Annotated in this window: 16 protein-coding genes and 1 tRNA gene; 14 read left to right on the forward strand and 3 right to left on the reverse strand. The window is 54.8% G+C overall.

What is annotated here, in order from left to right:
* Positions 1-116 precede the first annotated feature (116 nt).
* From trmB to ilvD, 7 genes are all read left to right on the forward strand, one after another.
* Positions 117-791: a tRNA (guanosine(46)-N7)-methyltransferase TrmB gene (trmB, locus tag B2U90_RS08485; RefSeq protein WP_170087251.1), complete on the forward strand. Its 675-nt coding sequence runs from the start codon at positions 117-119 to the stop codon at positions 789-791.
* Positions 775-2,031, forward strand: coding sequence for an FtsW/RodA/SpoVE family cell cycle protein (locus tag B2U90_RS08490; protein WP_292017584.1), 1,257 nt, complete (start codon positions 775-777; stop codon positions 2,029-2,031). The genes trmB and B2U90_RS08490 overlap by 17 nt, the downstream gene beginning before the upstream one ends.
* A 21-nt stretch (positions 2,032-2,052) precedes the next feature.
* On the forward strand, positions 2,053-3,318 hold the full coding sequence (gene uraA / locus B2U90_RS08495) for a uracil permease (protein WP_059076641.1): 1,266 nt from the start codon (positions 2,053-2,055) through the stop codon (positions 3,316-3,318).
* Positions 3,319-3,330: 12 nt separating this feature from the next.
* Entirely contained in the window at positions 3,331-4,440 is a 1,110-nt protein-coding gene (gene hydE / locus B2U90_RS08500) for a [FeFe] hydrogenase H-cluster radical SAM maturase HydE (RefSeq protein WP_292017585.1), read from the forward strand.
* Between the two features lie 443 nt (positions 4,441-4,883).
* Positions 4,884-4,972, forward strand: a tRNA-Ser gene (locus B2U90_RS08505).
* 449 nt (positions 4,973-5,421) lie between these two features.
* Entirely contained in the window at positions 5,422-6,927 is a 1,506-nt protein-coding gene (locus B2U90_RS08510; protein WP_059076649.1) for an IMP dehydrogenase, read from the forward strand.
* 224 nt (positions 6,928-7,151) lie between these two features.
* Positions 7,152-8,876: a dihydroxy-acid dehydratase gene (gene ilvD / locus B2U90_RS08515; RefSeq protein WP_292017586.1), complete on the forward strand. Its 1,725-nt coding sequence runs from the start codon at positions 7,152-7,154 to the stop codon at positions 8,874-8,876.
* Between the two features lie 67 nt (positions 8,877-8,943).
* On the opposite strand, the gene B2U90_RS08520 is transcribed toward ilvD, so the two are convergent.
* Both B2U90_RS08520 and B2U90_RS08525 read right to left on the reverse strand, forming a co-directional pair.
* Positions 8,944-10,041 carry a metallophosphoesterase gene (locus tag B2U90_RS08520; protein ID WP_292017587.1) on the reverse strand — a complete coding sequence of 366 codons (1,098 nt, stop codon included), beginning with the start codon at positions 10,039-10,041 and terminating at the stop codon, positions 8,944-8,946.
* Between the two features lie 157 nt (positions 10,042-10,198).
* Entirely contained in the window at positions 10,199-12,214 is a 2,016-nt protein-coding gene (locus B2U90_RS08525; RefSeq protein WP_292017588.1) for a transglycosylase domain-containing protein, read from the reverse strand.
* Positions 12,215-12,590: 376 nt separating this feature from the next.
* Here B2U90_RS08525 and ppsA point away from each other — a divergent pair, with 376 nt between their 5' ends.
* The 6 genes from ppsA (at position 12,591) to B2U90_RS08555 (ending at position 23,618) form a co-directional block, all read left to right on the forward strand.
* A complete protein-coding gene (gene ppsA, locus B2U90_RS08530; protein ID WP_292017589.1) occupies positions 12,591-14,990 on the forward strand; it encodes a phosphoenolpyruvate synthase in 2,400 nt (799 codons plus the stop codon).
* Positions 14,991-15,147: 157 nt separating this feature from the next.
* Entirely contained in the window at positions 15,148-15,789 is a 642-nt protein-coding gene (locus B2U90_RS08535; protein WP_059076655.1) for a helix-turn-helix transcriptional regulator, read from the forward strand.
* On the forward strand, positions 15,790-16,611 hold the full coding sequence (locus B2U90_RS08540) for a pyruvate, water dikinase regulatory protein (RefSeq protein WP_059076656.1): 822 nt from the start codon (positions 15,790-15,792) through the stop codon (positions 16,609-16,611).
* A 54-nt stretch (positions 16,612-16,665) separates the two neighbouring features.
* The gene (locus B2U90_RS08545; RefSeq protein ID WP_292017590.1) at positions 16,666-21,528 is read left to right on the forward strand and encodes a phosphohydrolase; all 4,863 of its coding nucleotides are present in this window, start codon (positions 16,666-16,668) and stop codon (positions 21,526-21,528) included.
* A gap of 13 nt (positions 21,529-21,541) precedes the next feature.
* Positions 21,542-22,534: a lactate dehydrogenase gene (locus B2U90_RS08550; RefSeq protein WP_292017591.1), complete on the forward strand. Its 993-nt coding sequence runs from the start codon at positions 21,542-21,544 to the stop codon at positions 22,532-22,534.
* 13 nt (positions 22,535-22,547) lie between these two features.
* Positions 22,548-23,618 (forward strand): flavodoxin family protein, encoded by a 1,071-nt coding sequence (locus B2U90_RS08555; protein WP_292017592.1) that lies wholly within the window; start codon positions 22,548-22,550, stop codon positions 23,616-23,618.
* 66 nt (positions 23,619-23,684) lie between these two features.
* Here B2U90_RS08555 and rpmB read toward each other — a convergent pair whose 3' ends face one another.
* Positions 23,685-23,876 (reverse strand): 50S ribosomal protein L28, encoded by a 192-nt coding sequence (gene rpmB, locus B2U90_RS08560; RefSeq protein WP_059076660.1) that lies wholly within the window; start codon positions 23,874-23,876, stop codon positions 23,685-23,687.
* Between the two features lie 117 nt (positions 23,877-23,993).
* On the opposite strand from rpmB, the gene recG reads away from it, so the two are divergent.
* A complete protein-coding gene (gene recG, locus B2U90_RS08565; protein WP_292017593.1) occupies positions 23,994-26,045 on the forward strand; it encodes an ATP-dependent DNA helicase RecG in 2,052 nt (683 codons plus the stop codon).
* Positions 26,046-26,101 lie beyond the last annotated feature (56 nt).

Genomic DNA, 26,101 nt, shown 5'->3' on the forward strand with positions numbered 1-26,101 from the left:
TGCCTGCCCTCCCCGTCTTGACAGTGTCTTTTATATTACCTATAATAATACAAGTAAATTTATGTCTATGGCTGATTTCGTGTGATGGAATCAGCCTTTTTTAAAGGAGTTATGCTATGCGTTTACGAAGAAAACCCTGGATTGACGATGCCATCCGCGAGTATGATTCGTTTGTCCATCTGTCCGGAGCGGAGGAATATAAAGGCCGCTGGCGGTCTGTGTTTGCCCGCCCCGATGTGCCGCTCTGGGTCGAGCTGGGTACGGGAAAGGGGAATTTCATTTCCCAGATGGCCGTGCTGCACCCGGAGGTGAATTTTATCGGGATCGAAATCCAGACGGGGGTCCTGTATTATGCCGGAAAGAAATGCGCTGAAGCGGAAGTTTCCAATGTACATCTGCTAAAGTATGATGTGGCAAAAATCGAGGATATCTTTGCTCCCGGTGAAGTGGACCGGTTTTTCATCAATTTCTGTGATCCCTGGCCCAAGTCGCGCCACGCCAAGCGCCGTCTGACGTACCGTCTGTTTCTGGACCGCTATGCCCGGCTGCTGGCTCCGGGAGGCATGGTATTGTTCAAATCCGATAATGCCGGTCTGTTCGATTTTACGCTGGAAGAATTCCGCCAGCGGAACTGGCCGTTGTCAGAGGTGACCTATGATCTGCATCATAGTGATATCGTCAATGAAGCGATGACGGAATACGAAGCGAAATTCAGTGCCAAAGGGCAGCCGATTTTCCATTGCGCCGCCACCCGCCCTGCGGAGGTGAAGGCTGATGAATCCGCACACTAAGGAGATGCGCCGCAATTTCTGGATGCTCCTCATTGCTTTTTTTCTGCTGATCATCATCGGCACGTCCAATGTGTTCAGTTCGACTTTTGTCGAGGATATGGCAGAAGGGGGCAGTGCCTACGGCCATCTCATCCGGCAGGGTGTGTATCTGTCCCTGGGACTGGTACCGGCCTTGTTTGTCTACAAAAAGGACTATCATATGTGGAAGAAATGGTCGGTCCGCCTGTTCGTCTTTACGGTTATCCTGCTTGTTGCCGTGCTGGCGGCGGGAATCGTCGTCAACGGCGCCCGGCGCTGGCTCGGGGCAGGAGGATTTACCTTCCAGCCTTCGGAAATCGCCAAGCTGGTCGTCATCCTTTTTACGGCTGACAAGCTGGCGCCACTGTGGGATAAGAAAGGCCATATCGAATTTTTCTCGCCCCTGTCGGCGTTTTTCCCGTCCCCAACAGGGAAAGAGCCGCGGTGGAAACGGATCCGCTTTGTGCCCCATCCGCTGCTGCTGCCGCCGCTTCTCCTGGGCATCCTCGTGTTCCGCCAGCCCGATGCCGGCACGGCTCTGGTTATTTTATTCCTGCCGCTTGTTATGTTCTGGGTGAGCGGAGCCAGTATCCTCAAGGCCAAGGTGCCTCTTCTGGCGACTCTTGCCGTAGGCATCGTGTACCTGCTCTCGGCGCCATACCGCATGAACCGCATTATTTCCTGGTATGATCCCTGGTCCTATGAAAAGACGCTGGGGTATCAGACCGTGCAGGGGCTCATCGCTATCGGTTCCGGCGGCATTATGGGGCAGGGGCTGGGTGAAGGTATCAGCAAGTTCAGTTATCTGCCCGAAGCCCATACGGACTTTGCCTTTGCCGTCCTGGCCCAGGAATGGGGGATGCGCGGTTCTATATTTATGCTGGTCCTGTTCAGTATGATTATTTATTTCGGCTGCAACTGTGCCTGGAATACGCGCGATACCTTTGGAAAATTGCTGACCGTAGGGATTACCATGTACTTTGGCGGTCAGGGAATGATCAATCTGGCCATGGTCAGCGGCATCCTGCCTGTCGTCGGTGTACCGCTGCCGTTTATCAGCTATGGTGGCACGTCGCTTTTGCTCAACATGATTGCCGCGGCGCTGCTCCTCAACATTGCCCACCGCAATTACCGCGAGGCCGTCATCGACGCCCGCCTGCGGGAGCAACCGGCCCTGCATTCGATGAAAGAGGAGACGCGCAGCCGTTTTCCTCTGCGATGATATTGATTAGGAGGCTTTTTCATGGAACGAAGAATTATACAGGTAGATGAACGATTGCCGATTCTGCCGACAATCCCTCTGAGTCTGCAGCATTTGTTTGCTATGTTTGGATCGACCGTACTGGTGCCGTTCCTGCTCCACGTCGATCCGGCTACGGCCTTGTTTATGAATGGCATCGGCACGCTCTTGTACCTGACCATCTGCAAATGGCGGCTGCCGGCCTATCTCGGCTCCAGTTTTGCCTTTATTTCCCCGGTCCTGGCCGTATGCGCTACGCCGGGCATGACCTACGGTGATGCCCAGGGCGGGTTCATCGTTTTCGGCCTGTCGTTCATGATACTGGCGGCGATCGTCGATAAAGTGGGGACGAAGTGGATCGACATCCTCTTCCCGCCGGCTGCCATGGGTGCTATCGTAGCCATTATCGGGCTGGAACTGGCACCGCTTGCCATGACCATGTCGGGCTACCTCGGCGATGCCCAGGGGATGAGCAATGAAACGGCCATGATCATTTCTACCTTTACTCTCATCGTCACTATTCTGGCGACGCTCCTCGGCCGGGGCTTCATCGGCATCATCCCTATCCTGATCGGTGTCGTGTCCGGCTATATCCTGTCGTATTTCATGGGCGTCGTCGATCTGACGGCTGTGGAAGAAACGCCCTGGTTTGCCGTGCCGACGTTCTACAAGCCGGAATTTAATTTCAGTGCCATCATGATGATCATGCCGGCCTTGTTCGTCGTCTTTGCCGAACATCTGGGACACCTCTTTGTCACCAGTGATATCGTCGGGCGGAATCTCATCAAGGATCCGGGCCTGCACCGCAGTCTCTTTGCCGACGGCCTGTCCAACGTCATTTCCGGTCTCGTCGGTTCGACGCCGAATACGACTTACGGGGAAAATATGGGCGTCATGGCCATCACCGGTGTATACAGTACGTGGGTCATCGGCGGTGCCGCCGTCTTTGCCATCCTGTTTTCCTTCATCGGCAAGATTGCTGCTCTCATCCATGGCATCCCGACGCCGGTCATGGGCGGGGTGTGCATCCTGCTCTTTGGCTTCATTGCCGCATCGGGCATCCGCATGCTCGTCGAAAAGAAAGTCGATTATACCCGGTCCAAGAATCTGATCCTCACGGCTGTCACCATGATTACGGGCCTGTCAGGGGCAACGATTGCCGTCGGTCCGGTACAGCTGAAAGGGATGGGTCTGGCTACGGTCGTTGCTATGATTCTCAGTCTGGCGTTCATCGTCTTTGAAAAGACGGGACTGGAAAACCGCAATTAAAGGAGGATGTCTATGGCAGTATCACCGGCGCTGCGTGCGCTGCTGGCCAAAGGGCCGGCTATGGACCGGTATGATCTGGTGACGCTTCTCGGCCTTACCGATGCCGATGACCGGCAGGCCCTGTATGATGCGGCCTATGCCGTAAAAGCGGAAACCGTCGGCCGGGTCGCTTATTACCGGGGACTCATCGAATTTTCCAACCGCTGCATCAAGAATTGCCGCTATTGCGGCATCCGCCGCGATAATGCGGAGGTAGAGCGGTTCGATACGGAACGGGACGATATCCTGGCCATGGCCCGCTGGACCTATGAGGCCGGCTATGGGTCGCTGACTCTTCAGTCAGGCGAACGGCAGGATGAGAAATTTATTTCTTATATAGAAGACCTGGTGCGGGACATCAAGAAGATTGGAAATGGTGGTCTCGGCCTGACCCTGTGCGTAGGGGAACAGACGGAAGAAACGTACCGCCGCTGGTTTGCCGCCGGCGCCCACCGCTATCTGCTGCGCATCGAGACCAGCAATCCCGCTCTCTATGCCCGGCTCCATCCCCGGGACGGCCATCACGAATGGACGGTGCGCCGGGATTGTCTCCGCGCACTGGGCCGGATCGGCTATCAGGTGGGGACGGGGGATATGATCGGCCTGCCGGGGCAGACTCTGGAAGATCTGGCAGACGATATCCTCTTTTACCGGGATATGAATATCGACATGATCGGCATGGGGCCTTATGTCGTCCATCATCAGACCCCGATTGGAAAGGAAGTCCTCGCGGCCGGATGCGATTCCCAGGCGGATAAACTGCACCGTCTCCATCTGGGCCTTGCCATGATTGCTGTGACGCGTCTCTTTCTGAGGGATGTCAATATCGCGGCGACGACGGCCCTGCAGGCTCTCCATCCCCTGGGACGGGAACTGGGACTCAGGGCCGGCGCCAATATCCTCATGCCCATCGTGACGCTTCCCCGGTTCCGTTCCCAGTACCTTCTCTACGACAACAAACCCTGCGTCGATGAACAGGCCGAACAGTGCCGCAACTGCCTGAGCGGCCGCGTGGCATCAGTGGGGGATACGGTAGGTCTGGGGCAGTGGGGCGATGCTCCCCATTTCTTTCACAAAAAATAACCTTTCTTTTTTTCCCGTTCTATGGTACAGTGAATATGGAATCCCTGGTTATGGTAATCGGGGTTCTTAAAATAGTATCTCCTGTACGCGCGATTAGTGTAGGCGTACGGGTAGTAGCTGCGTGTGAATCAAATCTTTCACTGCAGGCGCTACTATTTTAGGGTGCCGGTCCTTTACATGGGTGTTCGCAGCGGAGCAACTCCACCTTTATTGTTGCTCCCTGCCTGCAAGTACACCGTTGGTGGATACGGGGGCGGAGGCTCACTCCCGCCAAAAGGATCTGTACCTTACCAAAGGCGGTCTTCTACGTGCGGCTTGTTTCGTACAGGCACGGTTAAACAGGAGACTGCCTTTTTTTGTTTTTTTGGCCGGCGCAAGGCAGATGGATCCTGTCTATTGCTATTTTGGAAAAGTTCTGCTATACTATTTTGGTAGCACTACATGGAAAGGTGTCCGAGTGGTTTAAGGAGCTAGTCTTGAAAACTAGTGATGCGGCAACGCACCGTGGGTTCGAATCCCACCCTTTCCGCCATTGATTTGTGGGAGCAATGAGAAATATTTCCTAACGTTTATAATCGCTTAATCATGCGGATTGTGGGCGATTTTGATGACGAAAGAATGTTTCCCATTGCTCTTTTTTTGCCCACTTTTTGCCCACTTTACGGCAGGAAAGGCCAGCCGTCGGCAGCTGGCGGTCAGCAGCCGGCTCTGCGGACAGAGATTCTTTGCCGTCCCTGTGAAGGGAAGGTGCCCGTCAGGGCGGAAGGTATGATGAAGAAAGGCCATCGGCGCTGCCAGAAAGAATGGGAGCTCTTGCTGTCAGCTTATAACAAACATGCATAAAATGGTACAATTATACTACTTGATTTTGTCCATACAGGGGGTATAATGATATAAATATCCCATATGGGGAAAAGAGAATGAGAGACCGGCAGATACAGGGTCCGGTTTAGAGTTGTCGTATTGATAAGGAGGATAAACATGGCTATTTATATCAACGAACCGTCACACACTTTTAATGAATATCTTTTGATTCCCGGGTATTCATCGAGTGAGTGTATGCCGGCGAATGTATCTCTCAAAACGCCTCTCGTAAAATATAAAAAAGGGGAAAAGCCCGCGATTGAAATGACGATCCCCATGGTTTCCGCTATTATGCAGTCCGTTTCCGGTGAAAAACTGGCCGTTGCCCTGGCAAAAGCTGGCGGCGTGTCGTTCATTTACGGCTCCCAGACCATCGAACAGGAAGCGGCTATGGTTGCCAAAGTCAAGGCCTATAAATCGGGCTTCGTACCCAGTGATTCCAACGTCAGCCCGGATATGACCATGGCTGATGTGGTAGCTCTCAAGAAAAAGACCGGCCATTCCACTGTCGCCGTTACCTCCGATGGCACCGTCAATGGCAAGCTCGTCGGTATCGTCACCAGCCGTGATTACCGCGTGAGCCGTATGGATCCGGCTACTCCCGTCAGAGATTTCATGACACCCCTTGAAAAGATGATTTATGCCAAAAATGGCGTTACTCTCGGCGAAGCCAATGACATCATCTGGGATAAGAAACTCAATGCTCTGCCAATCGTCAATGAAGACGGGACGCTCAATTCTTTCGTATTCCGCAAGGACTATGCCGATCATAAAGAAAACCCGGGCGAACTCCTCGACGAAAAGAAACGTTATATCGTCGGCGCCGGGATCAATACCCGCGATTATGCCGAACGGGTACCGGCCCTTCTGGCAGCCGGTGCGGATGCCCTCTGCATCGATTCCTCCGAAGGCTTCTCGGAATGGCAGAAGCTGACTCTCCAGTGGATTCGCCAGCATTATGGTGATTCGGTCAAAGTCGGGGCCGGCAATGTCGTAGACCGGGATGGCTTCAACTTCCTGGCTGAATGCGGCGCTGATTTCATCAAAGTCGGTATCGGCGGCGGCTCCATCTGTATTACCCGTGAAACGAAAGGCATCGGCCGCGGTCAGGCTACGGCTCTTATCGAAGTCTGCAAAGCCCGTGACGAATACTTTGAAAAGACTGGCGTATACATTCCGGTCTGCTCCGACGGCGGCATCGTATACGACCACCACATCACACTGGCCCTGGCCATGGGTGCTGATTTCGTCATGCTTGGCCGGTATTTCGCCCGCTTCGACGAAAGCCCGACGGAAAAAGTCATGATCGGCGGTACCTACGTCAAAGAATACTGGGGCGAAGGTTCCAACCGTGCCCGCAACTGGCAGCGGTATGACCTGGGCGGTGACAAGAAGCTGTCCTTCGAAGAAGGCGTCGATTCCTACGTCCCCTATGCCGGTCCGCTCAAGGAAAACGTGGAAAAGACAACCAGCAAGATTAAATCGACCATGTGCAACTGCGGTGCCCTGACCATTCCGGAACTGCAGCAGAAAGCCAAGATTACCCTCGTTTCGGCAACGTCCATCGTAGAAGGCGGCGCCCACGACGTCATCCGCAAGGAAAAGAATACGACAGATAAATAATCATGTAAATACCAACAGGCCTGTCCCCGCGACAGGCCTGTTTTGATGTTTGATGAAAAGGGGCGCAGTCCGTGGGTCCTTTTACATAGAAGCATAGTACAGCTCTTATCTTATACTCTAGTATACCAATTAATCATATAAATTGACAAAAACGCAAGTGAGAATTACCATATGGGTATACGAAAACGTATGGATTTACAAACAAATACAAAGGGGTGTTACATATGGATGTACAACGGAGTAAAGCGACGCGGAAAATCTGGCCGCAGGTCGATGCATTGAAACTGGCCATGAACTGGTCGGAACGGGATCTGGATAAGTTGCAGATTCTCGTTGATGATGTCCAGGGAGAAAGCCACCCGGGCAGTTATCATCTCGATGTCCTGGCCGAACAGGTCAGTCAGGGCGTACTGGAAAGCGGTGGCAAGGCGGCCCGTTTCCATGCGACGGATATCTGCGATGGCTGGGCGGAAGGCCATGACGGCATGAATTACATCCTCCTCAGCCGGGAAATCATTGCCAATCTCGTAGAAATCCACGGCAACGTCATTCCCTGGGACGGTCTGGTCCTGCTGTCGAGTTGTGACAAATCGGTGCCGGCCCATCTCATCGCGGCGGCCCGGCTGGATCTGCCGACGGTCCACGTTCCCGGCGGCAGCCAGCACGTCGGTCCCGATATGACAACGGCAGGCCTGTGCGGCCGGCTCTGTGCGCGGGAAAAACGGGGCGAACCGGTGCAGAAAGAAATGCGCAATTACAAACTTTCCAACTGCCCGACATGCGGCGTCTGTCAGTTTATGGGGACGGCCAGCACTATGCAGTGCATGTCGGAAGCACTGGGACTGGCCCTGCCCGGAACGGCCCTCATGCCGGCCATGTTTGCCGAAATCAAGCATTATGCCCGGGCGGCCGGCGATGCCGTCATGAATCTGGCGCGGCAGGGAATTACGGCTTCGAAGATCATGACCGAAGATGCCTTCATGAATGCCATCAAAGTCCACGCCGCTCTCGGCGGCAGTACCAATGCCTTCATCCACCTGCCGGCGGCGGCTCACGAACTGGGCATTACCATCGACCCTGAAGTATTTGATGAAGTAAACCGCAAGATCAAGCATCTGGTCAATGTACAGCCCAACGGTCCCTATGTAGGGGAAATGTTCTGGATGGCCGGCGGCGTGCCCATGGTCGAATGGCTGATCCGGGATCAGCTGAACCTCGATGTCATGACTTGTACGGGCAAGACTTTGGGCGAAAATCTGGAACAGCTCTGGGAAGACGATTTCTTTGCCCGCTGCCACGGCCATCTGCGCAATTTCGGCATCAAACCGGAAGACGTCATCACGCCGCCGGAACAGGCGAAAATGTACGGCTCTGTCGCCGTCATGAAGGGCAATATCGCCCCCGACGGCGGGGTCATCAAATACTCGGCGACCGTACCGGAAATGCACCATCATACGGGAAAGGCACTGGTCTTCAACTCGGAAGAAGCGGCCTATGACGCTGTCATCAAGCGGCAGATTCCCCAGAACAGCATCATCGTCATCCGCTATGAAGGGCCGAAAGGCTCGGGCATGCCGGAAATGCACATGACGACCGATGCCATCGTCTACGACCAGACGCTGAACCACTCGGTTGCCCTCATCACAGACGGCCGCTTCTCCGGCGCAAGTTCGGGACCATGCATCGGCCATATCTCGCCGGAAGCCGTCGAAGGAGGTCCTATCGCCCTCATTGAAAACGATGACCTTATCGAAATCGATATTCCCAACCGCCGCCTGAACATCGTTGGCGTCAAGGGAGAAAAGAAGACGCCTGAAGAAATCACGGCTATCCTGGCAGAACGGAAGAAGAACTGGAAACTGCCACAGCTCAAACCGAAATCCCCGGTCCAGCGCCTCTACTCCAAACTAGCCGTCTCCGCCATGGCCGGCGCCTACCTGGATGTGTGAGGGAAGGGCCGTTGGCCGGGATTTTTGATGGAAGGTTGTGTGATTTCATCAAACCTCAAACTACAAACTAAATCTTATTACTTTCTATTTTTATTATCACGATCTCCGGCGACGGGCCTGTCCGGAAGGGGAAGCCCCAGGAGCCGTAGCCGCTGGAGACGATGGCGTCTATGGTCCCGATGCGGCGGTTGCCGTAGTTGAGCAGGTACATCCTGTCCGTAATCCAGGTGACGGGGAAAAACTGTCCCCCATGGGTATGACCTCCCAGGTAGAGGTCATACCCTTTTTTTCCGGCTTTTTCTATGCGCAGGGGTTCGTGGTCCATGATGATGTTGAATTGTGACTGGTCGCAGTCCGGCACGGATTCTGATGGGAAATGGATGTAGTCGTTGAGACCGGTCAGGGTGATACCCGGGGCCAGTTCTGACCGGTCATGGCGCAGGAAGTGACAAAAGGAAAAAGCCGTTTCCTCTTCTTCTATATCGCCGTCAAAAAAGTCGTGGTTGCCAAAGACGGCCCAGACGCCCAGTGGGGCTTTGAGGTCCTGCAAGAGGCGGTAACTGCCGTCGCGGAGGACAAAGGCAAGATGGGCGTCGATGAGGTCGCCGCCGAAGAGGACGGCATCTGGCCGGAGCGCCATGACGCGGCGGACGAGGCGCCGCGTGTACCAGTGGCTCTGCAGGGGTCCCATGTGGATATCGGTAAGGAAGGCCAGCCGGACCGGCGTGACTGCCTTTTCCGTCTGAATCGCGACGTGACGGATGGCGGGGTGGACGGCTTTATAGATGCCCCGGGCCATGATGGCGAGGACCAGAAGCAGCAGCACGAGGGCAAGACTGTCCTGATATGCCTGCCAGAGCGGCTCATATCCCGTGAGGCGGCTTAAAAGGTACAGTACAGCATAGACGCAGGAGCCCATAGTGGCATAGATGGTAAAAATAAACCAGAAGCCGCCAATCCAGGAGAATCCTTTGGCGATGGGAACGGGAACGGAGTGGATGGCATTATAGGCTAGAGAGAAACAGAAAGGAAACAGGAGAAAACCCAGCAGAGACCAGCTGGAAACAGCAGGGGGCAGGGCGTTTTTATAGACATACCAGTTGGCTAGTCCCAGTACGGCGCCGAGGCAGCCAATTTTCCAGAAAAAGACGATGCGGTTGAACATGAGGGTACTCCTTTACAGGTTGCAGAAAAAGATAGTTTTACGTTAGTTTTACGTTTGATGAAAAGGCCTTAGGTCGTTCATCGAAAGAGGAAGGGCAGCAGCTTTTCCTTACAGCTAACATAAACGGAGGCTGCCCATGGTGGCAGCCTCCGTTATGTTACTGATTCTTATTGTTGCGGGCCGCCTGCTGTTTTCCCTGCGGCGTATCCTGCTTTGATTTTTCTTTTGTCGTCGTAGACTTTGTGCTCTTTTTTTCCGATGCCGTGCTCTTTGTCTCGCTGGCGCGGCTGGCTTTCTGCATGCCTGCCGGTACGGAGAAGTCTGACGAATCGCTGCTGGCAGCCTGTACCATGTAGTCGTGCCAGATACGGGCTGGTACGGTGCCGCCGTAGATTTCGCCCAGACTGTGGGCTCCCGTGTCGTCGCCGACCCAGACGGCGGTGACGATGGTCGGGGTGTAGCCGACAAACCAGGCATCTTTGTTGTCATCGGTCGTCCCGGTCTTGCCTGCTGCCGGCTGGCCGATGGCTGCGGCTGTACCGGTACCGCTTTCGATGACCGCTTCGAGCATGCTGGTCATTTCATAGGCTTCCCGTTCGGAGAGGACCCGCGTTTCTTCCCCTTTGCCGGAGCTGTTGTCTTCGATGACATTGCCGTTGCGGTCGAGAATCTTGGTGATGGCCACCGGTTTGACGTGGACGCCCTTATTGGCGAATGTACCGTAGGCGCTGGCCATTTCCAGAGGGATGACGCCACGGGTCAGGCCGCCGAGGGCCATGGCCAGGTTGTTGTCATTGGTACTGCCTTTTTCGACGAGGGTCGTAATGCCCATTTTCTTGGCATTGTTGATGATTTTGGATGTGCCTACCTTGTCGGCCAGCTGGACGGCGATGGTATTGACCGAATGGGCCAGGGCCTGACGGAGGGTCATCGTGCCGGAATAGGATTTTTCCGCATTCTGGGGGCTCCATCCGCCATAGGTGACTTTTTTGTCTTCCATGGTCGAATCGGGCGTCATGTCATCCTGCAGGGCCGTCATATAGACGAAAGGCTTAAAGGCCGACCCGGGCTGGCGGACGGCCATGCTGGCCCGGTTGAAGCTGTCCTGGCCGCGGCCGCCTACCATAGCCAGGATGTGGCCGTTGCGGGGGTCGATGGAGACCAGTGCGCCCTGGGGCTGGGTCAGGCCGTTTTTATCGGTGTAGTTGTCCGGCAGGTTTTTCATGGCCTGTACGGCAGCATGCTGTTTTTCCGTATCGAGGGTCGTGTAAATCTTGAGGCCTTCTTTGTACAGGGCATCGTCGCCGTACTTGGCAGCAACCAGCTGGGATACATAGTCGATGAACGATTCCGATTCGGAATTTTCCGCTGTCTGCTTGTTGTGGGACAGGTGGAGGTCGGCGTTTTTGGCTTCTGCCGCCTGATCGGATGTGATGTAGCCGTATTTTGCCATCTGGTCGAGGACGACGTTTTTACGGGATTTGGCTTCTTCCAGATTATTGAAGGGCGAGTAGTAATTCGGACTCTTGGGCAGGCCTGCCAGCATGGCGCACTGGGCCAGTGTCAGGTCGTTGACATCGCGGTCGAAGTAGGTCTTGGCCGCCGTCTGGATGCCGTAGGCGCCCTGGCCGAAATAAATCTGGTTCATGTACATTTCCAGGATTTCTTTCTTCGAGTACTTGTGCTCGATTTCCAGGGCCAGCATGGCTTCCTGTACTTTACGTTTCAGCGTCTGTTCCTGGGAGAGGAAGGCATTTTTTGCCAGCTGCTGTGTAATCGTACTGCCGCCCTGGGCGATGCCGCGGTTCGTCAGGTTGGTGACGATGGCGCGGAGAATGCCGATGGGGTCGATGCCGATATGTTCATAGAAACGGTTATCTTCGGCGGCGATGAAGGCGTTCTGCAGGTTGGCCGGCACTTTGTTAATATCGATGGGAAGGCGGTTCTGGTCGGAATGAAGAGTCGTGATCAGCCGTCCGTGACTGTCGAATACCTGGGATGAAACGGCTGGCCGCATGTTGTTGCTTACGGGCGGCAGACTCTGGTAAGCGGCAAAAATATAGCCAAAACCGAGTCCGGCTGCGACGACGAAAAGAAAGACAATGAGCACGCGCAGACTGTGCAGTGGTCCTTTCTTTTTGGCGTGTTTCGCCCGGCGTCTGGGTGTATACATATTTCTCCTGTGACTCCTTTTGTGATGAATTTGTTATTATAAACATCTATTATATATAAGACTTTACTAATTTCTAATTATAACACACCTCTGTCCGGTATGAATAGAGGAAAGGGGGCATTTTTGGCGGCTCCGGGGGATACGGGGGCGGAAGACGGCCTGTGTACATAGAGTGTACACAACTGAAGCAGGATAAACGATATACGGTGCATTATTGTATTATTCCAGGAGAACAATGATAAGTAGAATATCTTATATATCAAAAAATATACTAAATACCATAAATCTGTTGACATTCACAAGTAAATAATGTACTATAAATGAGAAATCACTAAAAATTAGCATATATGATTTGCACGCTTCAGGAGGTAGGAACATGGACAGAGATAAAGCATTTGTATTATGGTTTGATGAATTGCGCCGTGCCGATGTGGCACTGGTCGGCGGCAAGTCGTCGTCTTTGGGCGAACTGACTTCCCAGACCAAGGTCCCCGTACCCTATGGATTTGCGACGACGGCAGAAGGATACCGTCATTTCATGCATGCTACGGGTCTGGATGTGACGATTAAGGAACTGCTCAAAGGCCTGACGGACGTAGAAGATCCGGTACAGCTCCGCGATGTCACTGCTTCTATCCGCAAAGCCATCTGCGATGCCGATATGCCGCAAGACCTGGCAGGCTCCATCCGCAGCAGCTATGAAGAACTGGGCCGCAAAATGGGCGAAACCGATCCCTTCGTAGCCGTCCGTTCCAGCGCTACGGCAGAAGATCTGCCCGATGCCAGCTTTGCCGGCCAGCAGGATACCTACCTCAACGTAAAGGGTGCCGATATGGTCATCCAGAAAGTTAAAGAATGCTATGCTTCTACCTTTACGGACCGTGCTACTTACTATCGTACGAAACAGGGATTTGACCACCTTTCCGTCGCCCTGAGTGCTGCCGTACAGATGATGGTATTCTCCAAGGCGGCCGGCGTCATGTTCACCGTCGATCTGGTGACCGGTGATGATTCGACCATCACCATCGAAGGAGCCTGGGGCCTGGGCGAATACGTCGTACAGGGTACGGTTACGCCCGATAATTTCCGCGTACGCAAAGACGACCTGGCCATCATTTCCAAGATGATCAATACGAAACCGATCAAACTGGTCCGCAAGGATACAGGCGATGTGGAAGAACAGGCCGTACCGGAAGACCAGCAGAAACAGCCGGCTATTACGGACGATCAGGTCAAAGAACTGGCCGGTTATGCCAAAGCCATTGAAAAACATTACGGATGCTATATGGATATGGAATGGGGCGTCGATGAACGGACTAACAAGATCTGGCTCCTCCAGGCCCGTCCGGAAACCGTATGGTCCAAGAAGAATAAAGAAAAGAAACCAGCCAGTGCAGAAAGCGGTGTCAGTGCAGCTATGACGAAAGACAGAGTTACCATTGTAAAAGGCCTTCCGGCCAGCCCGGGCCATGCCGCAGGCAAAGCCCATGTCATCCTCGATCCGTCCAAAATCGAAGAATTCAAAGATGGAGAAATCCTGGTCACGACCATGACGGCTCCCGACTGGGTACCGGCCATGAAGAAAGCCAAGGCCATCGTCACTGATGCCGGCGGCATGACCTGCCATGCTTCTATCGTCAGCCGCGAACTGGGCATCCCCTGCATCGTCGGCACCAAGAGCCGCAGTCAGGAAGCTACGACGACCATTCAGGACGGACAGGATATCACCGTCGATGCGACGAATGGTATCGTCTATGAAGGCATCGTAGAAGACATCGTCAAACCGGCTGCTGCACCGGCTGCCACGGCTGCTACGGTCGTTGCTGAAACGGCTCCGATCACGGGAACGAAGATTTATATGAATCTGGGTAACCCCGATCTGGCTGAAAAATACGGCGTTCTCCCCTGCGACGGCATCGGTCTCATGCGGGAAGAATTCATCTGGACGACCTTCATCCACGAACACCCCTTATACCTCATTGAAACCGGTCATCCCGAACGCGTTGTTGACCAGCTGGCCGACGGCATGCGCAAAGTCTGCCAGGCCCTGGCTCCGCGGCCGGTTACGCTGCGCTTCAGCGATTTCAAATCGAGCGAATACCGCAATCTTAAAGGCGGCGATAAATACGAACCGCAGGAAAGCAGCGCCCTCCTCGGCTGGCGCGGTGCGTCCCGCTACTACGACCCGAAATACATTGAAGCCTTCAAGCTGGAAATCAAGGCTGTACGCAAAGTCCGTGAAGAATTCGGCTTCAAGAATCTCAATGTCATGATTCCCTTCTGCCGCCGTGTCGATGAAATGGAAAAAATCGTCAACCTCATGGCTCAGGAAGGCCTGCACCGTGGACCGGACTTCAAGGTATGGCTCATGGCAGAAATCCCGTCCAACATCATCCTCGCCGACCAGTTCAACAAGTTCGTCGATGGCTATTCCATCGGGTCCAACGACCTGACCATGCTGATCATGGGCTGCGACCGCGACAATGACACCGTTGCGCCTCTCTTCGATGAACGCAATCTGGCTGTCAAACGGGCTATCCGCCATCTCATCAGTGTCGCTCATAAAGACGGCAAGACCGTTTCTATCTGCGGCCAGGCACCGAGCGTATATCCTGATTTCACGGAATTCCTCGTCAAGAGCGGCATCGATTCTGTATCGGTCAACCCCGATGCTGTCATTGCGACGAAAAAGAATGTGGCCCAGATTGAACAGCGGATCCTCATGGATTCCCTGACTGGCAAGGGCCGTGCTGATACAGAAGATTATACATGGTAATACGTTCCTGACCGGGGCGGCCCTAAAAGTGTAAACTACTCATAAGGGCCGCCTTTTTATATTTTCTATTTGTTCCTATTGTATATCCTATACAGATAGTATATAATTATTGGTGTATACTTATAGACTGCCATGGAGCAGGAGGTGAAGAGAGGACATGTTATCGGAACGCCAGGAAACTATTTTAAATATCGTAAAAGAACAGAGCCCGATTACGGGCCAGCATATTGCCGCACAGCTCCACGTGACGCGGGCGGCACTGCGATCGGACCTGGCAATACTTACTATGTTGGGATTGATTGATGCGCGTCCGAAACTGGGTTACTTTTTTACGGGTAATAAGGAAAAGGATCTGCTGGCACGGATTATTACCAATATCCGCGTCGAGTCCTGTCTGTCCCAGCCAGTGATCGTGGGCGAGCATACGAGCGCCTATGATGCGGTCATTGCCATGTTCACGGAAGACGTGGGGACGGTGTTTGTAGGGACGGACAATATTCTGGCAGGTGTCGTCTCACGGAAAGACCTTCTGAAAACGGCGCTGGGCAATAATGACCTGAAAGCCCTGCCGGTGCGCATGGTCATGACGCCGTCGAGCAAGCTCATTTACGTGGAACCGCAGGAGCAGGCTCTGGTAGCGGCACAGCGGCTCATGGAATATGAAGTGGACTGTCTGCCTGTCGTCCATGTCCTGGACCGCGATGAAGAAGACCGGAAAGAACTCCAGATTGTCGGACGTATTTCGAAAACTAATATTACCCGTCTCTTTGTAGAATGTGGCTTGGGGAGGAGATCATAAGTGGCCAGACCGATTGTCTATGCCTGCTCGGATTCACTGGGAGAAACGGCGGAACGCGTAGCCCGTGCCGCTGCCAGCCAGTATAATCAGGAAGAATTTAACATCATCCGCGTTCCCTATATCCGTTCGGAACAGCAGATTGAAGATATTGTAAAAAAGGCGGAAGCAGATCACGCCATGATCTGTTATACGATTATTTCACCGGTCCTGCGGCGCAAGCTCAAGACGCTGACTAAAAATTCGGATGTGACGGTCGTCGATATCATCGGACCGATGATGGATGGCATCGGAAATATCGCGACGACCGAACCGACCATGAAGGCCGGCATGATCCACCGCCTCGATGAAGAGTATTTCAAACGGGTCGAAGCCATCGAATTCGCCGTCAAGTACGATGACGGCAAGAATCCTATTGGCTTTTTGAAGGCCGATATCGTCATCGTCGGCGTGTCCCGCACGTCCAAGACGCCTCTTTCCATGTACCTGGCCCACAAGCGCATCAAGGCGGCCAATCTGCCGCTGGTACCGGAAGTGGCCCTGCCGCCGGAATTGTTCCAGATTCCGGCCCGGAAAATCGTAGGTCTCATCATCGACCCCTTTAAACTGAACTTTATCCGCAGCGAACGGCTCCGCAGTATGGGGCTGGATTCCAATGCCAGTTATGCCAATATCGACCGCATCAATGAAGAACTGACTTATGCCCGCGGCGTCATGCGCCGTCTTCATTGCCCGGTCATCGATGTGTCATCCAAAGCTATTGAAGAAACGGCAAACCTCGTGATGGATATTGTCAAACGCAATCGTGAACTGTACGATGAGTAATGTATAGTAAAAGACGCCGTTTCGGCGTCTTTTTGCGTATGAGGAGGAAATCGTATGAATCGTGGAAACTCCCTTACTATCCAGGATGCACTGCGTCATGCCCTGAATGACCCATCCTTTGCCCGGCAGCCCCTGTTCCAGTCGGAGCTGCTCGGGAACCTGCGCCGGCCGGCGATGCTGGCACCCATTGCAGAGGATCTGGCCCGTACAGCAGATGGGAACGGCCGGTTTTATGCACCGGCCGTCGCGTCCTGCCTGGCAAAGCATCTGGATGTCTTTGCCGCCGTGCCCGAAGGCGGCTGGCTGTCGTACTGCTATTATTCCATTCTGGCCCGGCTGTTTCCGGAAAATACGGCAGCCTGGGACGAGCCGGCCATGACCGCCGCACTGGACGATGCGCCGCCCTACCGCATCGGACGGATCCTGCTGCTGCAGATCCTGCGCGGCCTGTACCAGTATGAACGGTATACCCTGCCCTTCGACCCGACGAAGGATATGGAGCTCCTGTCGGAGGATGAAATCCGGGCCAACGGATTTATCCCGGAATACCTCCATATGAAAGAGCTCATATGGGACCATTATATCTATGAATTCATGCGCATCGGCATCGACATTACGCCTTTTAATACGCTGGGCCATATCGGCGGTGTCCACTATGTCGCCATGTACATGGCCCGCCAGCTGCGCCAGTGCGATGTGCCCGTAGACCTGGGGCTTATTTCCGGGGCCGCTGCCTGCCATGATATCGGGAAATACGGCTGCCGCAAGCAGGAAGAGCGGCGCGTCCCGTACCTGCATTATTTCTACACGGGACTGTGCTGCAGCCGCTTTGAACTGCCGGCTATCGGCCATATTGCAGCCAATCATTCCGTATGGGATCTGGAACTGGAAAACCTGTCTGCCGAGTCGCTGCTGCTCATCTATGCCGATTTCCGCGTCAAGAGCAGCCGGGACGAAAAAGGCCGGGAAATCGTCCATTTCTATACTCTGGCCCAGGCCTTCGACGTCATCCTGGGCAAACTCGACAATGTCGATGATAAGAAGAAGCAGCGCTACCAGAAAGTCTATGCCAAACTGGCAGACTTTGAAGAGTTTATGAAAGAACGGGGCGTCATTACGGACCTGCCGGAGGAGTTCTCCCAGGCGCCGCTCTTTCCGCCGGAACGGATCCACCGCGAACGGGTGCTCATGGAAGGAAATGATGTCGTCTCCGAGCTGAAATACGCCGCCATCGACCACAACCTGCGCCTCATGGCGATATTCCGCAGCGAGAGTGATTTTGGCAACCTCATCGAAGCCGCCCGGAGCGAACGGAACTGGAAAAATGTCCGTACGTATATCAGTATTTTCCGGGAATATTCGACGTATATGACGGAACATCAGAAGATGATGACCCTCAAATACCTCTATGAACTCTTGTCCCACCGGGAAGGGGATATCCGCATGGATGCAGCGGCCCTCATGGGCTCTATCGTGGCCGATTTCAACGACCGCTATACGAAAGAGCTGCCGGATGGAGTGTCCCTGCCGCAGAAGGAAATCACCAATCTCGTCCTGTTCCGCCATTATCTGTCGCTCATCATCAAGCCGGGGCTGCGCTTTACGGCCCAGCACCGCATGTGGATCGGCTACTGCCTGGGGACCTTTGTCAGCACGGTCCTTCAGGACTGCTATGTCACGGACCGGCCGTCCTATATGGACATCCTGTGCTCATATTATGAACGGACGAATTACATGACCGAGCTGTATATCATCCTCCTGAAAGCACTGGGCGATGTCGGGTCCGCTTATATGGATGAAACGTTCCAGGAGACGGCCCGTTCGTTCATTACGACAGCGGCCGGAGCGGAAGACACGAACTTGCAGATCGCAGCCCTCTACTGCCGGCACAAGCTGCACCTGTGCCCGGAAACGGAATTCTGGCAGGATCTGCTGACCGTCAAGGAACTGCCGTCTGAGCGTGAGGCTTTTTATCAGAAAGAGGGAAGCCTCTATCTGGATGACCTCAAAATGGGGACCCACTGGGTCGTCAAGGTAGCCAACATCGACCTCATGATCCATTATCTCGACGATGCCTGTGACAGCGGCACGGTCATGCACCTGTGCATGCATCTGACCAACCTGCTCAAAGTGAGCGAATCTCTGTTCGTCCGCCAGGCTGCCGGCCAGGCACTCATGTCTATCGCCGGCCGCATGACCTACGCCCAGCGCAATGAAATGGCGGTGGAACTCTTCAACGGGCTGGAAATCGGCGACCTGCAGATTTCCAAATATGTGCCGGAGTATCTGGGACGGATGATCCTGAAACTGCCGCCGCAGGAACTGGACGAATTCGTCATCACCCTGGATCAGCAGATCCTGACGGCCAGCACTCAGGTGGCGTCGTCCATGGTCAGTACGATAGGCGTCATTCTGGAACATTTCCGGGAATTCATGGCGTCATTTCCCAATTATGAGGAAAAGAACAGGGAACGGCAGCGCCATCTCCTGTATATCATGATCAAGGCCTATGCCCATTACGACAAGGAACGGAGCCGCGACGCTTTCCGCGATATCGGCCGTTTCGTCTTTAACAGCCCCTGCATGCCGCAGGAACAGACGGATTTTCTCTTTGCCCATTCGTACAAGAAATTGCTGATCACCCTCTATGAAAATAGTGAAGGGACGCTGGATTTTTACAGCAATGCCGCCGTGCTGAACCATATTTACCGCTATATCAGCCGTCACCAGTTCCTCTGCGGCCCCTTCCAGTTCCCACGCCATCATAAGGCCTGCTTTTATCCCGGCACCTTTGACCCCTTCAGTCTGGGGCACAAAGCAGTGGCCTGCCGGATCCGCGACCTGGGCTTCGATGTCTATCTGGCCCTGGATGAGTTTTCCTGGTCCAAGCATACCCAGCCGCGGCTCATGCGCCGCAAGATCATGAATATGTCTGTAGCCGATGAAGAGGATATTTATCCCTTCCCGGACGACGTGTCGGTCAATATTGCCAACGAGGCCGACGTGCGCCGCCTGAAGGAAATCTTCACGGGTAAAGAGCTGTACATCGCCGTCGGAACCGATGTCATCGAAAACGCCTCGGCCTATAAAGCCGTGCCGACGGCCGATTCCATCCATACGGTGAACCACATCACCTTTGCCCGGGAAACGCGGGAGACGAAGAATAAGAAGGGGACTGGCGGCTATCCCATTACGGGCAAAGTCATTCCGCTCCTCCTGGATAAATTCTACGAAGACATCAGCTCGACCCGTATCCGGGAAAATATCGACCTCAACCGGGATATTTCCAATCTCATTGACGCCGTAGCCCAGAATTTCATTTACGATAACAACCTGTACCTGCGCGAACCGGCGTACAAACACGTCCTGGAAGCCCGGGAAATCGGTATCGGCGCCTTCCGGCCCAGAGGAGCGGAAAGTCTCTGGCCGATTTACAGCCGTCTCGGCGCCCTGGGGTATGACATCGACGTAGTGGACCGCTACATCGAACGGGACCGCAATATCGACAAGGAACGGGTCTGGACGATTTATATCGATAACGCGGGGAAGCAGAAGCAGATGATTGCCTACGCGGCCGTCCACAATGCCCACAGCCGGGACCTGCTGTCCGAATTCGGCGATATGCAGACGGCGGACCACATCCGGCGCCACGCGGCCGGCAGTATTGCTTCCATCGGTTTTTTGTATATTGCCGGCGATTCGGATATTAGTAATGCCGGCCAGATCATCATCACGGAAGTCCTGACGGAACTCATTGCCCGGGATTACGCTTATGCCGTGTACCATCCCGTCGATGAGGCTGGTTATAACGACGCCGTCCTCGATGCCCTGGTGAAACAGGGGTTTGTTAATATCGCCCCGCCGGGATCGGCCCATCCCCTGTATGCGGTCAATATGAAGGATCCCATCGTCATTTTCCGCGACGTGGAAACGATTATCAAGAACCCCTTCAACAAGCATCCCCGGGTCCTGCAGGCGCTGGAACAGGCCCATACCAATCTGTTGGCCGTCATGCGGCGCATTTATCCGGGCAAGCTGCTCCTGTCGTTCAATACGAGTGCCATGCACCATAAGATCATTACCAAGATGGCCCACATCAACGGCGTTTCTATCGTCGATGATCCGAAGAAGCGGCGCGGCCCCTATATGTCTGTTCCCTTCGGCAAGGCCCTGAGCGACGTCCTCGTGCCCAATACGGTTACCAAATCGCTCCACATCGAAAAGTATTTTAACCGCGCCGTCAAGGGATTTACCATTGCCGAAACCCACCACTATTCGTCGGTGGAAAACCAGGTCCGGACCATTAAGTCCTTCAACCGGCCGGTCATCCTCATCGACGACCTGCTCCACAAGGGACACCGCATGCGCATGCTGACGCCGTATCTCATCAAGAACCAGGTGGAAATCAAAGAGGTCCTCGTCGGCGTCATGACCGGTCAGGCCATGGATATGATGGCGGAAAAGCACATCAAGGCCGAATGTGCCTATTACCTGCCGACGCTGGAAGTCTGGCTCAACGAACGGGACTGCTATCCCTTCATCGGCGGCGACAGTATCGACAATGCCCACGATTACAGCGGGTACGACCGCAATCCGTCGGTCAATCTCATCCTGCCCTATGTCAAGCCGGCTTTCATTAAGCACAGTGACCCTGATGCGGCCTTCCTCTATTCCCTTACCTGCCTGAAAAACGCCCGGCTGATCATGAAGACCCTGCAGGATGTGTATCAGGAAACGTACGAAAAGCGCCTGACCCTGAAGCGTCTCGGCGAAGTCGTCACCTATCCCCGCTATCCCGATATCGATGTGGGTGTCACCTTCGACCAGAATATGGATCTGACGCGGTTCATAGAAAACGACATAGAACGGCTCATCCGCCTGCGCTGGGGCGAATACTGGAAACTGGATGAAGAATAAGGGGGAACTGTGTATGGAACAAGTACATTATATCCATGAATTGCCGGGACAGGCCGGTATTGCGGCTCCGCTGTCCCTTGCCGGCCGGCCCTTTACGCCGGGGAAGAAGGCGCGCGTCCACATTCTGGCCCTGGGTGACGTGGGAATGACGATGCTCATCGGCCTGCGCCTCCTCGGCGCGGCGGATATTGCCTGTATCGGCATCTGCGACCTCAATGAAAACAATCTGCGCCGGCTGGAAATAGAAATCAACCAGATACGCTATCCCTTTGCCGGCCAGGGAGACGGGCCGGTACTGCCACCCGTATATATGGTCATGGAAGAGCAGCTCTTTGACTGCGACGTCTTCATCTTTTGTGCCAGCAAGGGTGTACCACCCCTTTCGGCAAAGGGAGACGTACGCATGGCCCAGCTGGAAGCCAACAAAGGCCTCATCGGCCATTTTGCCGGGCTGGCCCGTCAGGCGGCATACGGCGGTCTGGTCTGTATCGTTTCCGATCCCGTAGACCCCCTGTGCGCGGCCTTTTTGGACGAATCGGGCGTCCAGCCCTGGCAGATACAGGGCTACGGCCTCGGCGTCATGAATGCCCGGGCCTGTTACTATGCAGAACAGGATGAACGGATGGCCCATTACCTCAAGGAAGGACGGGCTTTCGGCCCCCACGGAGAAGACCTGGTCATCGCCGACCGCATCGATGGCTATGACGATGCTCTGTCGCGGGAACTGACCAGAAAGGTCGTAGAAGCCAACTACGTCGTCCGGAATCTGGGATATAAGCCGTACATCGCACCGGCCCTGTCGTCGGCGGCCCTGTCCATCCTGCTGACGCTTGAAGGACGCTGGCATTACGGGTCGGTATATCTGGGAGACCGGTACCGGGGTGCCTTCCTGGGCGTCCGCAGCCGCTATACGGACGAAGGGCTGGTCTACGAGGACCGGTCTCTGCCCAAAGCGTTGTATGACCGCATTGCCTATGCCTACCTCAGGTTGTGCGAGTTACGATAAGAAGGGATGTACTATGTTGTATGTTGTCAAAATGGGATGGCAGGAACCGGGCCATCCTGAACGGGTAGACAGCGCTTTGCGCTACGCCCTCCAAAACGTGCCTCATACGGTCATCGACAGTCTGGCCCCCTTTGTGGCCCTGTGCACGCGGCGCAGCGGCGGCGAAGACCTGCGCTTCCTCTTTGCCATCAATCTGGCCCGGGGCGGCCTCAATATGGCCTACGCCCGCATGATTTCCTTCCTTTCCCAGCATGTCCACTGTCTTGAAGGCTGCTGCGGTGCTGTCGTCGTCGATGGGGCCGATGAGCTGTTTACCAAGAAAATTGGCAGGGAAATGATTTTCATGGCCAACCGTTCCGGCTGCGCCTTTCCGGGAAAGCCGCTGGTCGAGGCGACGGGTTCGCTGTACAATTTCACCATACAGGCCCGGGTGCGGGGAGTCGATAATCTGGGAGCCTATCAGGAAGGCGTCCGCCAGCTCGTGGAGAAACTCCTATCCTTTGCACCGCCGCCAGAATGCGGGCGCTGCGTTCTGGCGCTCCACGCCAGCAGCCGCCGTACCAGCAATACCCTGCTGTTGTGGGAAATGGTGCGCCGCTATCTCACGGCGTCGCGGGTAGAGGAAATATCCCTGCGCAACGGGGCGGTCGTGGACTGCCGGGGCTGCAGTTATGAGGCCTGCCTGCACTTTGGCGAACGGGGAGACTGCTTCTACGGCGGCATCATGGTGGAACAGGTCTATCCCGCCGTGCGCCAGTGCGATACGCTGGTCCTCATCTGCCCCAACTATAACGATGCCGTCGGGGCCAACATCATGGCCTTTTTCAACCGCCTCACTGCCTTGTTCCGGACGGACTGGCAGACTTTTTCGAAAAAACGCGTCTTTGCTCTGATTGTTTCCGGTTACAGCGGCGGCGATATCGTGGCCGAACAGATCATCGGGGCGCTGAACTGCAACAAGAATTTCATCCTGCCCGGTCATTTTGCTCTCATGGAAACGGCCAACGAACCGAAGAGTATCCTCCGCTGTCCGGGAATTGAGGAACGGGCGGAATTATTGGCCCGTAATATCGATATGAAATAATAGAAGCGCAAAAAAAGGGTATAAAAAAAGATGATTCAGAGAAGAATCATCTTTTTTTATACCGGATTATACATCACGCTGTACTTTGCCGGAACGGAGGCAGCGGGTGCAGACGTTTACGCGTTTGACTTCGCCGTCTACGATAGCGCGTACTCTCTGGATGTTCGGCTTCCAGGTTCTTTTGGTTTTTAAATGGGAATGGCTGACATTCATGCCCGTTACGGTACCTTTACCGCAGATTTCGCAATAATTTGCCATGGGTTACACCTCCTAGTACTTTCGCAGTACAACATACAAATCTTATCATAAAATATGGGGCAAATCAAGGATTATTTATTAAAAGCCTACAAAATATGATACAATAAATACAATCAAATGACAAGGAGTATTTTCATGGATAGTTCAATTCGCCGGCTGCCCGGTATCGGAGTACGCCGGGAGAAGCTGTTTGCCCGTCTGGGAGTCACGACGATTCCCGCACTGCTCCAGTATTTCCCCCGCGACTATGAAGACCGGAGCCACGTCGTCCCCATCGGCCGGGCGGACCTGGAACGGAAGGAACCGGTCCTGGTGTGCGGCCGCGTCGGGACCATACAGGAAATACGGCCCCGGCGGGGCATGACGATTTTAAAGGTCGTGCTCCACGATGAAACGGGAGCCGTAGAAATGACCTGGTTCAATCAGTCGTTCAAGAAAAAACAATTTCATACGGGCATGACTGTATCGGCCTTCGGGCGCATCGAGTGGAATTATGGCAGGCGCCAGATGAATACGCCCGATGTGGAAGACGGAGAACCGCAGGGGCAGGGATTCATGCCGCTCTACGGACTGACGGACGGCCTGCGCCAGTCTGACGTGAGAAAAGCCGTGCGCCAGGCCCTGACCCTGGCCCGGACAGAACAGGATCTCCTGCCGGCGCCGTGCAGGCCGACGAGCCACTCCCGGTTTCCCCTCGTTGAAGCCTATGAGATGATGCATTTCCCAAAAAGCCGGGAAGAACAGGAGAAGGCCCGGGAACAGCTGGCCTATGAAGAATTGTTTGACATGCAGGCCGGCCTCTGCCTGCGCCGGCGGCGGGAAGGACGGCGGCAGGGCATCAAATGCGGCCCCAACGGCCCCTTACTGAAGCAGTTTTTTGACCAGCTGCCTTTTGCCCTGACCAGAGGCCAGACCTGTGCCTTCCTCGATATCCAGAACGACATGGAAGGCGAAGTGCCCATGCAGCGCCTCGTCCAGGGGGACGTCGGTTCCGGCAAGACCGTCGTCGCGGCCCTGGCCCTGGCCAAAATCGTGGAAAACGGCTATCAGGGAGCCCTCATGGCGCCGACAGAAATCCTGGCATCCCAGCATTACGAGGAATTCAGCCGCCTCTTTCAGGGCCTGCCCGTGCGCATTGCCCTGCTTACGGGACGGACCGGGGCCAGGGACCGGGTGCAGCTGCTGGAAGACCTGCAGAGTGGGGCTGTACAGATCCTCATCGGTACCCATGCCCTTATCCAGGACGACGTGCAGTTTGCCGCCCTGGGGCTCGTCGTCACCGATGAACAGCACCGCTTCGGCGTGCGCCAGCGGGAAGCCCTGCAGAAAAAAGGCCGGGCGCCGCACACGCTGTACATGACGGCGACGCCGATTCCCCGTACGCTGACGCTGTCTTTGTACGGCGATCTCGATGTATCATCCATCCGCGACCTGCCGCCGGGACGACAAGTCGTCAAAACCTATGCTGTCGGCGAGTCCATGCGCCGGCGCATCTATGCGTTCATGGAAAAGGCGATGAAAGCCGGCCAGCAGTGCTACGTCGTCTGCCCCCTCGTGGAAGAGTCGGAAAACGTAGACCTGCAGGCGGCTACGGCATTGTATGACCAGCTGCGGACGTCCGTTTTTCCCCGGTTCCGCTGCGGCCTCGTCCATGGGAAGATGGCAGGGAAAGAAAAGGAAGCCGTCATGGAAGCTTTCTCCCGCGGAGAGATACAGCTCCTGGTGGCGACCAGTGTCATCGAAGTCGGGGTCAACGTACCCAATGCGACGATTATGCTCATCGATGGTGCCGAACGGTTCGGACTGGCCCAGCTCCATCAGCTGCGGGGACGCGTCGGCCGGGGCAGCCTGCAGGCGTACTGCATCCTCCTTGCTAAAAAAGGCAGTGAAGAGACGAGACAGCGCCTGCACTATATGGAGACCATCCATGACGGGTTCGTCCTTTCGGAAAAAGACCTGCTCCTCCGTGGGGCGGGCCAGCTCTTCGGCTATGTCCAGCATGGCCTGCCCGATCTGCACGCCGCCGATATCATCCGCGACGTGGCGCTCCTTGCAAAGGCGCGGGAGGAAGCGGCATCCTTTGTGAACGGACCCGGTGCAGAAGAACCGGTCATCCGGGCCCTGAAGCGGCGGTTTGGCGGGTCGTTCCAGAAACTGCTGAATAACTGAATGGGAGAGGTCAGGGAATTTCTGTATAAAATATGTACAGAATCGGGGGAATCAGC

Origin of the sequence: Megasphaera sp. UBA4233 (genome assembly GCF_002395615.1) — a bacterium.
In the GTDB taxonomy this organism is placed as follows: Bacteria; Bacillota; Negativicutes; order Veillonellales; family Megasphaeraceae; genus Megasphaera; species Megasphaera hexanoica.

Bases quoted from the DNA above. Each gene is read 5' to 3' on its own strand.
- trmB (WP_170087251.1), top strand. From the start codon at position 117: ATGCGTTTACGAAGAAAACCCTGGATTGACGATGCCATCCGCGAGTAT.
- B2U90_RS08490 (WP_292017584.1), top strand. From the start codon at position 775: ATGAATCCGCACACTAAGGAGATGCGCCGCAATTTCTGGATGCTCCTC.
- uraA (WP_059076641.1), top strand. From the start codon at position 2,053: ATGGAACGAAGAATTATACAGGTAGATGAACGATTGCCGATTCTGCCG.
- hydE (WP_292017585.1), top strand. From the start codon at position 3,331: ATGGCAGTATCACCGGCGCTGCGTGCGCTGCTGGCCAAAGGGCCGGCT.
- B2U90_RS08510 (WP_059076649.1), top strand. From the start codon at position 5,422: ATGGCTATTTATATCAACGAACCGTCACACACTTTTAATGAATATCTT.
- ilvD (WP_292017586.1), top strand. From the start codon at position 7,152: ATGGATGTACAACGGAGTAAAGCGACGCGGAAAATCTGGCCGCAGGTC.
- B2U90_RS08520 (WP_292017587.1), bottom strand. From the start codon at position 10,041: ATGTTCAACCGCATCGTCTTTTTCTGGAAAATTGGCTGCCTCGGCGCC.
- B2U90_RS08525 (WP_292017588.1), bottom strand. From the start codon at position 12,214: ATGTATACACCCAGACGCCGGGCGAAACACGCCAAAAAGAAAGGACCA.
- ppsA (WP_292017589.1), top strand. From the start codon at position 12,591: ATGGACAGAGATAAAGCATTTGTATTATGGTTTGATGAATTGCGCCGT.
- B2U90_RS08535 (WP_059076655.1), top strand. From the start codon at position 15,148: ATGTTATCGGAACGCCAGGAAACTATTTTAAATATCGTAAAAGAACAG.
- B2U90_RS08545 (WP_292017590.1), top strand. From the start codon at position 16,666: ATGAATCGTGGAAACTCCCTTACTATCCAGGATGCACTGCGTCATGCC.
- B2U90_RS08550 (WP_292017591.1), top strand. From the start codon at position 21,542: ATGGAACAAGTACATTATATCCATGAATTGCCGGGACAGGCCGGTATT.
- B2U90_RS08555 (WP_292017592.1), top strand. From the start codon at position 22,548: ATGTTGTATGTTGTCAAAATGGGATGGCAGGAACCGGGCCATCCTGAA.
- rpmB (WP_059076660.1), bottom strand. From the start codon at position 23,876: ATGGCAAATTATTGCGAAATCTGCGGTAAAGGTACCGTAACGGGCATG.
- recG (WP_292017593.1), top strand. From the start codon at position 23,994: ATGACAAGGAGTATTTTCATGGATAGTTCAATTCGCCGGCTGCCCGGT.